We start from the raw sequence: 17,096 nt of genomic DNA, 5'->3' as shown, positions 1-17,096 counted from the left end.
CTAAGCTTTTTACTGTGCAGATAAGTAAAAAGTCGGAATAGTAGGGATAACTCAATTGTTATCCGCTACTTTTATTTTTAGGGCTAAGCAGAACAATTAAATTTTGCATGCTCCGCCTTCACAACCATCATCACTTGATGAGACTTCAATATCACCTTGAATATCTTCAGCACCATCTCGTGTATTATGATAATAAAGGGTTTTTACACCATATTTATAAGCTGTTAATAAATCAGCTAATAGCTGCTTCATTGGTACTTTATCATTAGGGAATTTAGTTGGATCATAATTAGTATTGGCTGAAATTGATTGATCAATAAACTTCTGCATAATACCGACTAAATGCAAATAACCTGTATTATTTGGGATTTGCCAAAGTAACTCATATAAATCTTTTAATTTTTTATATTCAGGTACCACTTGTTTTAAAATACCATCTTTTGACGCCTTTATGCTGACATATCCTCGTGGTGGCTCAATACCATTAGTGGCATTTGATATTTGTGAGGAAGTTTCAGATGGCATTAATGCCGACAAAGTAGAATTACGTAAACCATAAGTTTTGATTGATTGGCGTAAAGATTCCCAATCATAATGTAATGGTTCTTTAGTAAGTGTATCGATATCTTGTTTATAAGTATCAATAGGTAAGATACCTTGAGCATAGGTTGTTTCACTAAATAGTGGGCAGGCACCTTTTTCTTTAGCTAAATTATTTGATGCTTTTAATAAATAATATTGCATTGCTTCAAATGTGCGATGGGTTAAGTTATTGGCACTACCATCAGAATATTTAACTCCATGTTTAGCTAAATAATAGGCATAATTAATTACACCAATACCTAATGTGCGGCGGTTTATTGATGACGTTTTAGCTGCCGGAATCGGATAATCTTGATAATCAAGCAATGCGTCTAGGGCACGAACGGTTAAATCAGCTAGCTCTTCAAAATCGTCAAGAGATTCAATTTTACCTAAATTAAAAGCAGATAACGTACAAAGTGCAATTTCACCTTTATCATCATTAACATTATTAAGTGGTTTAGTTGGTAGGGCAATTTCCATACATAAATTGGATTGATGTACTGGCGCTAGTTGAGCATTAAATGGACTATGAGTATTACAATGATCAACATTTTGAATATAAATTCGGCCAGTTGATGCTCGTTCTTGCATTAATAATGAAAACAATTCAACTGCTTTAACTACGCGTTTGCGAATATTAACATCTTGTTCATATTGATGATAAAGAGCTTCAAATTTGTCTTGGTCGGCAAAGAAAGCATCGTAAAGACCCGGTACATCAGATGGACTGAATAAAGAGATGTTTTCATTTTTAATTAGACGTTGATACATTAATTTATTGATTTGTACGCCATAATCTAAATGTCGTACTCGGTTTTCTTCAACACCACGGTTATTACGTAGGACTAATAAACTTTCAACTTCTAAATGCCAGAGTGGATAAAATACTGTAGCTGCCCCACCACGAACCCCCCCTTGTGAACATGATTTAACTGCAGTTTGGAAATATTTATAAAATGGGATACAACCGGTATGGAAGGCTTCACCACCACGAATTGAGCTACCTAATGCTCTTATACGACCCGCATTCACGCCAATTCCAGCTCGTTGTGAGACATATTTTACAATCGCACCAGCTGTGGCATTGATAGAATCTAAACTGTCATCACATTCAATTAATACACACGAACTAAATTGGCGAGTAGGAGTACGGACACCAGCCATAATTGGTGTCGGCAATGAAATTTTAAAGGTCGAAACAGCATCATAGAAACGTTTAATATAATTTAAACGGCTCTCTTTTGGATAGTTAGCAAATAAACATGCTGCAACTAAGATATATAAGAATTGAGCACTTTCATAAATTTCGCCAGTTACGCGATTTTGAACTAAATATTTGCCTTCAAGTTGTTTGACTGCTGCATAGGAAAAATTCATATCACGCCAGTGGTCGATTATTTTATCCATTTGCTCAAATTCTTCTTGAGTATAATCTTCAAGAAGGTGTTTGTCATAGCGTTTGCTAGCAACAAGTTTTTTTACATGTTCATAAAGTGATGGTGGTGTAAATTGATTGTAGGCTTTTTTGCGTAAATGAAAAATAGCTAAACGGGCAGCTAAATATTGATAATCAGGCGCATCTTGAGAGATAAGATCAGCTGCTGCACGGATAATAGTTTCATGAATGTCCGAAGTACGGATACCATCATAAAATTGAATATGTGAACGTAATTCAACCTGAGAGACAGATACATTATCTAATCCTTCTGCTGCCCAAGTGATTACTTTGTGGATTTTATCAAGATCGATAGGTTCTTTTTTCCCATCACGTTTAGTTACTAGCATTGATTTGTTCATTATTCATTTATCATCCATTTTTATGTTTTAATGAAACGTATGATAATTGATATTTGTCAAAATATACAATATATAGTGCCTATTAATCATTTTATTACTATATGTAGTATGTATAATAAACATTGATCGGGAATTTATTAACGAAAATCAATAACTACGGATAATATTTTTTGAATTTGTTTTTGATAGTAAAAACGATAATGATAGGTAGTATAAAAGAAAAACAAAAATTGCCAATGATAAGCTCTACCTATGAATCGATAGAGCTCTAAATATAAAATGACAAATTTAATTAGTATCGACCGCTATACATAAGCCATTTTTATCTTGGCTCTCGCTTTTGCAGTGATATTTTCCATCATATGGATGTAAGTCACAATATTTGTTCATTGTCGTATCATAGACCCAAATTCTTTTTTGTTTATTATTTTCTTTTAATGCCGGAGCCCATGAGTCTGGGTATGATTCTTGTGTTGGATTACCCCATTCACTCATTAATGAACCTATTTCACGAGTAAATATTGCATCTTTTCCTGCATTAAAATTTGCGTTACTCAGTTCATCTGCATAAGCAATACGATAATTACCTGGTAACTGCTCACATGCTTCGGCAATTTGTAATGCCTTTCCTATTGAGCTAATGCCTGTTCCTATAGTAGCTAGATTCCATCCAGAATACCATTTTGTTATAGTAAATCCATAACGAATTTTGTATCCATTAGTTATATTGGTGCCTTCTAAAATGACTTCATAACCGGTATTGTTACCCATGACATAATTCCAAGCTATCAAGGTATTTTTTGCATTATCAGTACCAAATCTTAGCGTTACAAAGTCGTTGTTTGCACTGATTATTGGTTTACTAACAAGTTCTTTACCTTTTATCAATTGCCAATTATATTGGTCGGCCATGCCTTTTTGAGCAAGAGTTAGGTCAAATTGTGCACCATAAAAAGCAGTAGTTGGAAAATTGCTTAATTCTGTATTTGATTGAATTAAGAAACCATAATTTTTATTCCATTGGTTTTTTTGACCGCTTTGGGCTTTACTTGGTTGTAGCGAAGGGCGTGCATAACAAAATCCATTATCTTCCAATAAGGTATACATTTTCGCTGGACTATCAATAATGTCTTCGTTAGGGTATTGATTTGAATTAGGTAATCCATATTGGGTATATAATAATATGCCATTTGCTTCTAATTTAATTTTATAAGGCGCATACCACCCTTTTTCTGATAATGAGCAAAATGTATCGCTATCTTCTGGTTCAAATTCAATAAGTTGATGTTTAGCATTGGTATAATACCATTTCATGGTAATTGCACTACTGGTATCGATTGCAGACAGTTGATCGCCATCATCATCAACAAATTGGCTATTATCAGGAAGTTTTATAGGCGCAACTTTTATGCGTTCTTTAAATGGATAACTTGTTGAATATGGCATATTTTTAACTTCATCACCATAATAGTTTTTACCATCGGTATTTAGACCAAAAAGATCAAAGTCTTTCATATTATTTTCTAATTGTGCTGATAATAATGGTTTATTACCATTAATTGCTTGAACAGTTTTTGAATCGAGTGAACAATAGCTAGAAGGGGATACAAGTAATAAAGGTAGTATTGAAGATATTTTCTTTACAGACTTATTGATGATTTGATTCACTGTTAAATTCCTTTTTATTCATCCTTTATCATTTTAATTTAGTAATTTATAACTATTTGATAAAATTATATTTTTATTTATTTTTGTTTTTTTGTGGCGCCGATTATAAAGCAAACAATCGCTTTAGTCGATCTTAAAGATGATTAATCATTAATTTATTTGTAATAATATATTAATATTTTTTTAAGCTATTTGATAAATATCATTATTCAATACCTTTATCATTCAATCAATGTAATGTGATATACATAAACCATTTTTATATTGCGATTCACTTTGGAAACGCTATTGATATTTATGATAGTCAAAGCGATCAGTGATTTATATTTGTTGATGTAAGGACAGGAAAGTTAAATTAGCTATCTGAATTAGATATCCTTTAATGTTTCACTGTCCGTAAAAATTACTAGTTATTTTCAGCTACTGCTGTGCATAAGCCATTTTTTAAACCATTTTCAGCGACACAGTGATAAACGGCTTGATAAGTATGCAAATCACAATATTTTTGTTTATCCGGATCATATAGCCAAATTCTTTTATATCTAGCATCTTGTTTATCATTAGCAGCCCAAGAATTTGGGTATGCTTTTTGACTAGGGTCTCCCCATTCACTGAAAAGCGTGCCTATCTCTCGAGTATATTTAGCTTTAGTTGCCTGTAAGCTGGAATTAACCACTTCGTTAGTATAACTTATACGATACTTTCCACCGCCGGCTAGGGCGTTACAGCTTTCATCCACTTTGGGCCCCGTTGTAATAGAAGCTCCGGGTTCACCAATTTTATTTTCATCCCAACCGGTAAATCATTTAACGAGGGTAAATGAATATTGAATAGTGGTATTTCTTTGAGGGTTTTTTCCTTCAACAATAACCGTATATCCATCACCAGATCCCATTATATATTGCCAAGCTTTTGCTGGATCTTTTGCATCAGGCATATCAAATGATACCGTAACAGATTGAGTGTTATCGTCTTTGTTAACTTGTACTAACTCACCACCTTGTTTAATTGACCATTCATAATCTTTGGTAATTTGTTCATTAGTCAAAATTAATTGAAATTGCGCACCATAAAAACCAGTAGAAGGAAAGTTTTTGCTAGGATCATTTGTCGATTGTGGTAAAAAGCCATTATTACGATCCCATTGTGATTCTGTTTTAGCTCTGGATTCTTTTGGTTTTAGTTCTGGTTTGGCATAACAAATTCCAACATCATCCATGATGGTATAAGTTTTTGAAGGTGATGTTGTTATTTCCTCATTAGGATAGAGATAATAGTCAGGTTCACCATATTTTGATACTAGTAATAAAGCATCAGTAGTCAATTTTACTTTAAATGATGCAGTTATATTTTTTTTAGCTAAAGAACAAAATGTATCATCAGCTGTTGGAACAAACGAAACTAATTTATTTTTTGAATTGGTATAAAACCATTCCATTTGAATGTTGCCATTATGTTCAAACCCAACTAACTCATCACCATCAATATCAACGTATTCATTTTCGTTTGGATATTTCATTGGTGCAATTGCGACTTTATCTTTAAATGGATAGTTACTGGTGAGTGGTAAATGATCAATCTCCTCTCCATAATAATTTTGATTATAAACTTTTAAACCAAATAAGTTTAAATCGTCGATATTCATCTCTAATGGTAGTGATAAATGAGGTGGTGATCCTGTTATTGAGTTAACCGTTATTTGTGAGAGGCTGGCTTCAGTTGACTGGATTGATTGGAATAATAATACTAAATAAAACCATAGTGCTAAATATCTACTGCTCGTTAGGTAACTTTATTAAATTGATATTAATTTTTATAATTAAATTTTTGTAAAATATGGTTTTTTGTTTTTGATTTATATCAATTCTTTTTAAGATTAGTTTATTTTTTATGTGGATAAGAACGCTGGGATTATCGATAACTTATAGTTTGCCGAGTAATAAATGAAATGTAATTTCAATTGATAAAAAATATTAAAATTACATTACTAATTTTATTTCGATTTATAGCGTTGAATACTACTCGCTTTATTTTGATCTTCTAGCCAAGCTAATTTTTCTGCGTAATTTTTTTCAGCTCCTCGTTGGTTGGGATAATAGTATTTAGTTGCCGCCATTTCTGGAGGAAAATAGTTTTCACCAGCAGCAAAGGCATTAGGTTCATCATGGGCATAACGATATTGAGCTCCATAACCTAAATTCTTCATTAATTGGGTAGGTGCATTGCGTAGATGTTCTGGTACATCATAATCTGGTTGAGATGTAGCATCTTTCATTGCTTGATTAAATGCAAGATAAACAGCATTACTTTTCGGTGCACAAGCAAGATAAACGATTGCTTGGGCGATAGCTCGTTCGCCTTCAGCTGGCCCCACTCGGGTAAAACAGTCCCAAGCAGCTAGTGCTACTTGCATTGCTCTTGGATCGGCATTTCCAACATCTTCTGAAGCTATTGCTAATAATCGACGGGCAACATAAAGTGGATCACCACCAGCCGAAATGATTCTGGCATACCAATAAAGTGCGGCATCAGGTGCAGAGCCTCTAATTGATTTATGCACAGCTGAGATCAGATCATAAAAACGATCGCCTTGATTATCAAATCTTGCACTACGCTCGCCAATGACTTCTTTTAGTAATTCTGGTGTAAGGGCTTGACCATCGGACATATCAACCAATAATTCAAGTGTATTTAATGCCCTCCTGGCATCACCACCAACAAACTCGGCAATCTGTTGTTTAGTTTGTTCAGGTAATGTGATATTTAAGTTACCATAACCCCGATCAATATCATCCATAGCTTGTTGTAAAATTTGCTCAATATCATTATTGGTCAGTGATTTTAGTAAATATACTCTCGCGCGAGACAAAAGTGCTGAATTTAATTCGAATGATGGGTTTTCAGTTGTTGCTCCGATAAAGGTTACCGTACCATTTTCGACATAAGGTAGAAATGCATCTTGTTGACTTTTATTAAAACGATGGACTTCATCAACAAACAAGATGGTTCTAACACCAGATTGCTGGTTTATTTTTGCCCTTTCTATTGCCTCTCGAATATCTTTTATACCAGAAGTAACTGCTGAAATACGTTCAACTTTAGCGTTGGCATGATGGGCAATAATTTCTGCTAAGGTGGTTTTACCTGTACCAGGCGGTCCCCACAGGATCATTGAATGCAGATGACCCGCCTCAATGGCTTTAGGTAGAGGTTTATCTTTACCCAGTAGCTGGCTCTGACCAATGTATTCTGATAAATTGCGTGGGCGCATCCTTGCAGCTAAAGGTTTAAATTCATCTGTACCAAATTCAAAAGAGAGACTAGGCATGGTGTACTATATACCCGTAATTACAAAATATGGTTATTATATACCGCTTCACTAATAATAGTGAAAAAGAAAAGAAAATATCTTCCACAGCTAACAGAAAAACGGTAATATTTTGAACTAAATTAGTTATTAAAATAGATGATTGTTGAATATATTTTATTACACAAAATACATAAGGATTGGTAATGAAGAAGTTTTTAATGTTAATTGGGTTACTTACAAGTCTTTCTGCATGGGCAGGCGATAAAGAGGTGTTACAAGAACGATTAGCTAAAATTGATGGATTTTATGCCCGTTTTTCACAAGATGTGAAAACTGCTGATAAGCAACCAGTTCAACAAGGAAAAGGTGATTTATGGGTGACAAGACCCTATTATTTTAATTGGACAATGACTGAACCTGATGAAACTTCGATTATTTCTGATGGAACTAATATGTGGGTCTACACTCCAGCCGTTGAACAAGTGAGTGTAATGAGTTTGAAAAAAGCAGTAGATAATCGTTTAATGTTGCTAATTACTGATAGTCATAATCCAATTTGGAATGCCTATCATGTTACACGTAAACAAGATTCTTTTACCTTAAAACCGACTGATGGCTCTAATCAAGATTTTGTTATTTCAGTTTTACCAACCGGCATGATTTCTAATTTCACGATTATTGAAGAAGATGGTCAGCGCAGCTTTTATGATTTATCTCGCCAAACTTTAGGCAAAGTTACGATGGATAAGTTCAAGTTTACACCACCTGCTGGGGTAACAATTGACGATCAACGCTAATAATTTTAGTAATATCTAATTTTTTCTGATTCACGAAATTAAAACATTTTGCCTACTAATGCAAAGTGTTTTAATTTGCTTATTAGTTGTTTTTAAGCTGTGCTGCTAAATTGGCTATTTACTAACTCTCTCAATGCTACGTTTCATTAATACTAATAACTGGATTATCAGAAAAGAGATAGTGGTCGCGTTTGGTTTCGAAATCTTCGCTAGCTGCATCAAATAACATTTTTTTTGTATTTTCTAAATGTTGCCACATGGCTAATTTAGCCGCTTTGGGATCTCGATTAATTAGCGCTTCTAAAATTTTATCATGTTCATCCCACCAACTTTCAATATCTTGTTGTTGTACATGTTCATGAAGTTTTTTCCATAAAGGATTTAATGTCCGTTGCTGCCATGCTTCTTGAACAATTGTGATCAAAGCAGTATTGCGGGTAATCATTGCAATTTGAGTATGAAATTTTAAATCCCAATCAGAATCTCGATAATGATCTTCTTTTTTGGCGTTATGCTGAATTTCTAAAAGTTTAACAATATCATCTTTAGTAATTTGAGTGGCGGCAAATTCAGCGATATTACTTTCAATAAGTTGCCGAGCTTGTAGTAACTCAAAGGGGCCTGTAGTCGAAAAATTTAAACCTTGTGAGGCGGTAATAATATTATTTTGCAAACTATTAGCAATTACATGGATGCCAGACCCTTTACGTGCATCAACATAACCTTCAACTTCAAGCATGATAATGGCTTCTCTGACTACTGCTCGGCTAACTTTTAACTCTTCACAAATTAATCTTTCGGAAGGTAATTTACTGCCAACTGGATAAATACCATTAATAATTCGATTCTTAAGTTCAGTTGCGATTACTTGATAAAGTCGTTGATATTCGTTCTGTTCTTGGGTCATGGTGAAGTTGGCATAATTCCTTTAAGTTTTCTCAGACTTTTAAAATAACATCTAATTGCGCTAAGTTAAATAATATTACTGTAATTTTTTCAAATAAACATACTTGTCAGCTAACTTTCAATAAAAAATTATCCCTTTATATATTATGGGTATGGGTTAATTATGTGATGTATGTCAACTTTTTAAGTTGTCTTATATGTTAATATAAGACAAAATATTGACATCTAAACTTACTAGTTAATCACTGCTTTTTGGAGAATAAAATGAGTTTTTTAACTGAAAACTTTTTGCTTGATACTGAATTTTCTCGTCAACTTTATCATGACTATGCGGCTGAACAGCCAATTTTTGATTATCACTGCCATTTACCACCAGAACAAATTGCCAACAATTATCAATTTAAAAATTTGTATGACATATGGCTAAAAGGTGATCATTATAAATGGCGCGCAATGCGTACCAATGGTGTTGCTGAAAAATTTTGTACTGGTACTGATGTGAGTGATTTAGACAAATTCAAGGCTTGGGCGGAAACTGTTCCTCATACCATTGGTAATCCTTTATATCATTGGACTCATTTAGAACTTCGTCGTCCTTTTGGAATTGATAATGTTTTATTATCACCAACTACAGCAGAGCAAATTTGGAATAGTTGTAATGAAATGCTTGCCACTCCAGAGTTTTCAGCTCGTAGCATTATGAAAAAAATGAATGTTAAAATGGCTGGTACCACCGATGATCCTATTGATGATTTAGCTCATCATAAAACTATTGCTCAAGACAGTTCATTTGAGGTTAAAGTTTTACCAAGCTGGCGTCCAGATAAAGCATTTAATATTGATTCTGAATTTTTTGCCCAATATATGGAAAAACTTTCTGCGGTAGCTGACGTGGAAATTTCTAACTTTCAAGCGCTTTGCCAGGCATTATCCAAACGTATGGACCATTTTGCTGCTCATGGCTGTAAGATTTCCGACCATGCATTAGATACCGTTGTTTATGAAGAAGCCTCTGAAAAAGAGTTGGATACCATTTTAACTAAACGTTTATCTGGTGAGGTTTTAACTGCTAAAAAAGTTGCTCAATTTAAAACGGCAGTACTTATCTTTTTAGGTGTTGAATACCACAAACGTCAATGGATTCAACAATATCATATTGGCGCATTGCGTAATAATAATTCCAGAATGTTTAATTTAATGGGGCCAGATGTTGGATTCGATTCTATTAATGATTCACCGATTGCCCAGCCTCTTTCTCGATTATTAGATGCCCAAGCTAAACAAGATGCGCTACCTAAAACAATTTTATACTGTTTAAATCCTTCTGATAATGAAATTCTAGGCACAATGATTGGTAACTTCCAAGGTGCAGGTATTCAAGGAAAAATGCAATTTGGTTCTGGTTGGTGGTTTAACGATCAAAAAGACGGCATGATTCGTCAAATGACACAGCTTGCCCAACTTGGCTTATTAAGTCGTTTTGTTGGTATGTTAACTGATAGCCGTAGCTTCTTATCTTATACTCGCCATGAATATTTTAGACGTATTTTATGTCGCATGATTGGACGTTGGGTTGAAGATGGTGAAGCACCACGTGATATCCAATTATTAGGACAAATGGTTAAAAATATTAGTTTTGATAATGCTAAAAACTATTTTGGTATTGAATTGAGTTAAGAGTATTAAGTCGTTGTAATTAGAGTAATTAAATAAGAGTTAGAGTAATGAAAACATTAAATAGAAATGATTTTCCGGGAGCAAAATATACGACGCGTGTTGTTCAGTTTGGCGAAGGTAATTTTTTAAGGGCATTTTTAGATTGGCAATTAGATATTCTTAACGAGAAAACCGAACTTGATGCTGGTGTGGTTGTGGTGCGTCCATTAAATACCGATTTTCCGCCATCATTGAGTATCCAAGATGGTTTATATACCACATTAGTTCGTGGTTTAAATGAACAGAATCAAGCCGTGAAGGAGTTTAGATTGATTCGTTCAGTGAATAATGAAATCAATGTGTATACTCAATATGATGAGTATCTTGAGTTAGCTAAAGATCCGAATATTCAGTTTATATTTTCAAATACTACCGAAGCGGGCATTAGTTATGTTGAAAGTGACCAATTAACCGATAAACCTGCAACTAGCTATCCAGCTAAATTAACCGCATTTTTATATGAAAGATTTGTTCACTTTGCGGGTAGTAAAGAAAGTGGTTTGATTATTATCCCTTGTGAATTAATTGATTATAACGGCGATGCACTTAAAAAATTAGTACTAAAATATGCCAACCAATGGAACTTGTCAGACAAATTCATGCACTGGCTTGAAAATGATAATTTATTCTGTTCCACTTTAGTTGATAGAATCGTACCAGGTTATCCGAAAGCGCAAATTACCGAACTTGAAACAGAATTGGGTTATAAAGATAACTTTATTGATTCAGCTGAATATTTTTATCTATTTGTTATTCAAGGACCACAATGGTTAGCTGAAAAACTATGCCTTGATAAATGCGATATGAATATCAAAATTGTTGATGATATTAAACCATATAAAGAGCGTAAAGTGGCTATTTTAAATGGTGCCCATACCGCTTTAGTACCTGTTGCTTATTTATCGGGTATTGATACTGTTGGTGAATCAATGAATGATGCACAGATCTTATCTTATATTAAAGAGACTATTTTTGAGGAAATTATTCCTGTTTTAGATTTACCTCATCAAGAATTGGTTGATTTTGCTGACTCAGTGATTAGTCGTTTTAAAAATCCATTTATTGAACATCAATTGATGTCGATTGCCTTAAACAGTATGACGAAGTTTAAAACCCGTATTCTTCCTCAATTAATCAATTATCAAAAAGCGAAAGGAGTATTACCTAAACATTTAGTCTTCTCTTTTGCGGCATTAATTGCTTTTTATCGTGGAGTACGTAATGAGCAAAGTTACCCATTACAAGATGATGCAATTTGGTTACAACGCTTTAATAGTAGTTGGACAGCGATTGCTGAGGGTAAAAGTTCATTAGAAGATTTAGTTCAAGTTGTATTAGGTGATACAGCTCATTGGCAGCACGATCTACTAAGTATCCCGCAATTAGCGCAAACATTAACTCAATATTTAACGATCATAATTGAAGGTGGTATGCGTCAAGCAATCGAAAAATGTATTGCTGGCAGCAAATAGTATGAGTGATTCAATGATTAAATTTATAAAAATTAATAATAAAGATAATGTTGGGGTAGCATTATCTGATTTAGAAGCACATGAAGAAAATATTGTCGTAGATGGTTTGGTCATTGACCTAAAAGAACCAGTTAAACAAGGGCATAAATTTGCCCTTAACGATATTAAGCAAAATGAAAATATTATTAAATATGGCTTACCAATCGGTCACGCTACTCGCTTTATTAAGGCTGGTGAGCATATTCATTCACATAATTTGAAAACTAATTTAAGTGACATTAATGATTATCAATATCAACCTACTTTATCAAAAAATGAATTGTTGCATGAGATAGCTGATAAAGAAGTACAGATCTATCGACGTAACAATGGTGAAGTAGGTATCCGTAATGAACTTTGGATTATTCCAACTGTCACTTGTATTAATGGTATCGCCGAACAAATTGTTAAACAATTTTGTGATGAGTTAAATAATCAATTAGATATCGACGGTATTACGGTACTTGAACATCCTTATGGATGTTCTCAATTAGGACAAGATCATCAAAATACCAAAACTATTTTACAAAATTTAGTTAAACATCCTAATGCTGGTGCGGTTTTGGTGATAGGACTTGGTTGTGAAAATAACCAGGTTTCAGAATTTAAGGCTGATTTAGGAGAGTACGACGAGTCTCGAGTTAGATTTTTAATCGCTCAACAAGAGAGCGATGAAGTCGAATCAGCGCTGGTTCATTTAAGAGAACTTTATGCCATTATGCAACAAGATAAACGTGAAGTAGGGCGTTTAAGTGAATTGAAATTTGGCTTAGAGTGTGGTGGTTCAGATGGTTTTTCTGGTATTACAGCCAATCCAATGCTCGGTCTTTTTTCTGACTATGTTGTTGCTCATGGTGGTACTAGTGTACTTACCGAAGTGCCAGAAATGTTTGGTGCTGAAAATATTTTGATGTCACATTGTATTGATGAGTCTACTTTTGACAAAACAGTACATATGATTAATGATTTTAAACAATATTTTATTGCAAATAATCAACCCATCTATGAAAACCCTTCTCCAGGTAATAAGGCTGGTGGCATTACAACGTTAGAGGAAAAATCTCTCGGTTGTACCCAAAAAGCCGGCGGCAGTGAAGTTATTGATGTTCTTAAATACGGTGAAATGTTAACTAAACATGGCCTGAATTTACTAAGTGCACCAGGTAATGACGCTGTAGCTACTGGGGCTTTATCGGCTGCTGGATGTCACATGGTTCTTTTCACTACGGGAAGAGGTACGCCTTATGGTGGAATTGTGCCAACAGTGAAAATTGCAACTAATACCCAATTGGCCGACAAGAAAGCCAATTGGATCGATTTTAATGCCGGTAAGCTTATACAAGGTGTGTCGATGCAATCTTTGTTGCTAGAGTTTATTGAGCATATTGCTCTGATCGCTAGTGGCGAAAAAACTCGAAATGAAATCAATAATTTCAGGAATTTAGCCATCTTAAAAAGCGGCGTAACTCTCTAGGCATAAATTCAATAGTTAATACCTATGACATTAAGTCCTGTGGGACTTAATGCGGGGACCCTTTTTTTTAAATAATATAGGTATCTTTTATGAACGAAAAAAAAGAGAATAAAATTACATGGTTAGTAAGATTCTCATATGGTAGTGGTAATTTAATTGGTAGTGGCGCATTAGCGATTAGTGGGGCTTGGTTACTCTATTTTTATACCACTTTTTGTGGTTTAAGTGTGGTACAAGCTGCACTAATTTTTTCAATTGCCACTTATCTTGATGTCATTCTCAATCCATTGATGGGCTTTATTACTGATAATTTTTATCAAACTAAAATCGGGCAACGTTTTGGTCGGCGGCGATTTTTTATTTTGATTGGTATACCGTTGATGGTTATTTACCCAATGCTATGGATTGATGGTATGGGATTTTGGTACTACTTAGTTACCTATATTTTATTTGAGATTATTTATACCAGTATTATGATCCCATTTAATACCCTACCGGTAGAAATGACCGCTAACTTCTCTGAACGTACTTATTTGACTGGTTCAAAAGCGATGTTTGGTAAAGTAGCGAACTTCTTAGGGGCGGCAATTCCCGGTGTATTTTTCTATTTTTACAGTAAAGAATCCGCAACACCATTTTTATTAACCGGAATCACCTATGCAACTATTATGATGTTAGCGTTAATTTTGCTGTATTGTAATAGCTGGGAAAAACCTAAAGATGAGGTAAAAGACGAGTCAGTTCATAGCTTTTTTGAGGCTATCAAAAAGCTGTTTATTGATATTCTATCCACCTTCCGTATTAAAACATTTAGAACACATTTAGGCATGTATTTATTTGGTTTTGGTGCTGAATGGTTATTTACAGCGGTATTTACCTATTTCATTGTTTTTAGTCTCGGTGAACCTCGCTCATTTGTGGCGTCAATGAATTCATTAAGTAGTATTTGTCAGTTGGTTTCCACTGCCTTTTTTATGATGTATTGTGCCAAAAAAGGCTTTAAAAAACCTTTTATTATCGCTCTATTAATTGTTGTCTCATCAATGATAGGTTATGTCGGTATCTATTACTTTAATCTACCGCATATTACTTGGCTTGTAGTGGGTATTACCATTTGGTTTGGTTTAGGAACTGGTGGTGTTTACTATATTCCTTGGAGTGTATATGTGTTCCTTGCGGATGTAGATGAAGTGGTAACCAATCGTCGTCGTGAAGGAGTATATGCAGGTGCAATGACGATGGCCGGTAAATTAGTTCGAGCTTCAATTGTTTTTGTACTTGGTGTGATATTAAGTGCTTATGGGTTTGAATCGAAATCCCATATTCAGCCACAAAGTGCGATTGATGCAATCAATGGCATTATTTTATATGGTGTTATTGGTATGGCTTTAATTGGTGCATTCTTTGCATGGCGAATGAAACTTGATCATGCTACTCATTCTATCATTATTAATGAAGTTGCCCGTATCCGACAAGGAGGCAAAATGGAAGATGTTAGCCCTGAAACTCGCAAAGTGGTTGAGGAATTATCTGGCATCAATTATGAAAAATGTTTTGGTAATAATAATATTGGCTTCAAACAAAAACCGACTAAAACGAAATAAATTCTTAATCAGGATCAGCAGTGCTGATCCTAAAGTTTAAAGTAACAAAGCAAATATTTAAGCCACATTAAAAGGGTTATATTTGCCAAAATATATAGGATAAACTTATGACGATTCTCTCTATAACAGAATTTGGTGCTATTGGTGATGGAAAATCAATAAATACCTTAGCGTTTGAAAAAGCAATTCAACATCTTGACCAATTAGGTGGTGGAACATTAGTTATTCCAGTTGGTATCTATTTTACTGGAGCAATTAAGCTGTGTAGTAACCTAACATTGGTTATTGAACAAGGAGCAACTTTACTCTTCTCTGATGATGCTAAGGATTATCCAGTGGTTAATTCTCGTTGGGAAGGGGTTAAGCAAGATGTGTATATGCCTTGTATTTACGGACATAATATCAAAAATGTGGTTATCACCGGAAATGGTAAGATCGATGGTAATGGACAAAAATGGTGGCATACATTCCGTCATGAACGAAGCAATCTTAAATACCCACGACCTTATTTAATTGGTTTTGATTTCTGTGAACGAGTGACTATTGAAAAAGTCTTTCTAACTCAATCACCGAGTTGGACAGTCCATCCAATGGAATCGAATAATGTTGTTGTCGATAATATTTCGATTCTTAATCCGGCTGATTCGCCAAATACCGATGGTATTAACCCTGAATCTTGTCGTAATGTGAGAATTTCTAATTGTTATATTGATGTTGGCGATGATTGTATTGCGATAAAGGCTGGCACTGAAGAAACAGCAGAAAAAAGTCCATGTGAAAACATTTTGATTACTAATTGTAATATGATTCATGGTCATGGTGCGGTGGTTCTTGGCAGTGAAATGAGTGGCTGTATTCGTAATGTTACGATTACCAATTGTGTATTCCAAAAAACAGATCGCGGAGTAAGATTTAAAACTCGACGAGGTCGAGGTGGAACAATTTCTGACATCACATTTAGTAATATTGTTATGGACGAAGTTCTCTCTGCGTTTGTGATGAACTATTACTACTATTGTGGTCCGAAAGGGAATGATCCTATTGTTTGGAATAAAGAGCCGATGCCAATAAATGAAGCAACTCCAGCTTGCCATAACATCAGTTTTTCAAACATTATTGCTAAAAATGTACGTGCTTATGCCGGTTTTTTATATGGCATCCCTGAATCGCCAATTTCGAATATCTCTTTTGATAATATCCGGGTTTCAATGCAATTAAATGCACAAGCTGGTGAGGTCGATATGTTTAAAGATGTAAAACCAGAAGCGGGCAAAGGATTCTTTATTGAGAATGCGCAAAGTGTTTTGTTTAATAACGTCATTATTGATAATGTAGCCAGTGAGCCACTATGTGTTAAAAATAGTCAAGATGTTTATGTTAATCAATCTTTTGTTAAGCAAGATGGTAAATTAATTAGCTTAAAGGCTTAACCATGATATTTGAAATAACCGCTAGTTTATTATTAGCGGTTATTTTTTTATTTATTGGCTAATTGCATTTTTAACTATTTTTTCAAGTCTTAAATCGAGATATTTGACTCTTTTAATTAAATTGTAATTTTTATTCACCTCTCAATAATTTGAATAACATACTGTTTATTAATGTTATTTATACTTATTGCCAATTAACCCGTTTACTAAAAATAAAATTACTTTGAAGTTGATCACATTTATCTAATAAAGCCGTTAAAGCTAAATTTTTAGCTATTCATACTCAAATTAGTGCTTA

At 34.1% G+C, this 17,096-nt stretch carries 12 protein-coding genes; 6 read left to right on the top strand and 6 right to left on the bottom strand.

All coding sequences use genetic code 11. The features are described 5' to 3' along the window. Positions 1-96: 96 nt before the first annotated feature. From nrdA to H3U96_RS06945, 5 genes are all read right to left on the bottom strand, one after another. Positions 97-2,382 (bottom strand): class 1a ribonucleoside-diphosphate reductase subunit alpha, encoded by a 2,286-nt coding sequence (gene nrdA, locus H3U96_RS06965; RefSeq protein WP_065613882.1) that lies wholly within the window; start codon positions 2,380-2,382, stop codon positions 97-99. A 288-nt stretch (positions 2,383-2,670) separates the two neighbouring features. Beyond that, positions 2,671-4,050: a hypothetical protein gene (locus tag H3U96_RS06960; RefSeq protein WP_198196086.1), complete on the bottom strand. Its 1,380-nt coding sequence runs from the start codon at positions 4,048-4,050 to the stop codon at positions 2,671-2,673. A 406-nt stretch (positions 4,051-4,456) separates the two neighbouring features. Beyond that, complete coding sequence (locus tag H3U96_RS06955; protein ID WP_198196084.1) at positions 4,457-4,789, bottom strand: hypothetical protein; 333 nt, start codon at positions 4,787-4,789, stop codon at positions 4,457-4,459. Between the two features lie 63 nt (positions 4,790-4,852). Continuing rightward, positions 4,853-5,695: a hypothetical protein gene (locus H3U96_RS06950; RefSeq protein WP_198196082.1), complete on the bottom strand. Its 843-nt coding sequence runs from the start codon at positions 5,693-5,695 to the stop codon at positions 4,853-4,855. A gap of 348 nt (positions 5,696-6,043) precedes the next feature. Further along, the gene (locus H3U96_RS06945; protein WP_198196080.1) at positions 6,044-7,378 is read right to left on the bottom strand and encodes a replication-associated recombination protein A; all 1,335 of its coding nucleotides are present in this window, start codon (positions 7,376-7,378) and stop codon (positions 6,044-6,046) included. A 185-nt stretch (positions 7,379-7,563) separates the two neighbouring features. On the opposite strand from H3U96_RS06945, the gene lolA reads away from it, so the two are divergent. After that, entirely contained in the window at positions 7,564-8,157 is a 594-nt protein-coding gene (lolA, locus tag H3U96_RS06940; RefSeq protein WP_198196078.1) for an outer membrane lipoprotein chaperone LolA, read from the top strand. A gap of 136 nt (positions 8,158-8,293) precedes the next feature. On the opposite strand, the gene exuR is transcribed toward lolA, so the two are convergent. Continuing rightward, a complete protein-coding gene (gene exuR / locus H3U96_RS06935) occupies positions 8,294-9,064 on the bottom strand; it encodes a transcriptional regulator ExuR (protein ID WP_198196076.1) in 771 nt (256 codons plus the stop codon). Positions 9,065-9,327: 263 nt separating this feature from the next. Here exuR and uxaC point away from each other — a divergent pair, with 263 nt between their 5' ends. From uxaC to H3U96_RS06910, 5 genes are all read left to right on the top strand, one after another. Next, on the top strand, positions 9,328-10,740 hold the full coding sequence (gene uxaC, locus H3U96_RS06930) for a glucuronate isomerase (protein WP_198196074.1): 1,413 nt from the start codon (positions 9,328-9,330) through the stop codon (positions 10,738-10,740). A 47-nt stretch (positions 10,741-10,787) separates the two neighbouring features. Continuing rightward, complete coding sequence (locus H3U96_RS06925) at positions 10,788-12,251, top strand: tagaturonate reductase (RefSeq protein ID WP_198196066.1); 1,464 nt, start codon at positions 10,788-10,790, stop codon at positions 12,249-12,251. 13 nt (positions 12,252-12,264) lie between these two features. Continuing rightward, positions 12,265-13,764: a UxaA family hydrolase gene (locus H3U96_RS06920; RefSeq protein ID WP_232347760.1), complete on the top strand. Its 1,500-nt coding sequence runs from the start codon at positions 12,265-12,267 to the stop codon at positions 13,762-13,764. Positions 13,765-13,853: 89 nt separating this feature from the next. Continuing rightward, positions 13,854-15,368 (top strand): MFS transporter, encoded by a 1,515-nt coding sequence (locus tag H3U96_RS06915; protein WP_198196064.1) that lies wholly within the window; start codon positions 13,854-13,856, stop codon positions 15,366-15,368. A 107-nt stretch (positions 15,369-15,475) separates the two neighbouring features. After that, entirely contained in the window at positions 15,476-16,798 is a 1,323-nt protein-coding gene (locus H3U96_RS06910; protein ID WP_198196062.1) for a glycoside hydrolase family 28 protein, read from the top strand. Positions 16,799-17,096: the final 298 nt, after the last annotated feature.

The sequence above is a fragment of the Gilliamella sp. M0364 genome (assembly GCF_016100565.1).
Lineage (GTDB): Bacteria > Pseudomonadota > Gammaproteobacteria > Enterobacterales > Orbaceae > Gilliamella > Gilliamella apis.
Note: the sequence above shows the minus strand (reverse complement) of the source record. Positions and strands in the feature narration are given on the sequence as shown.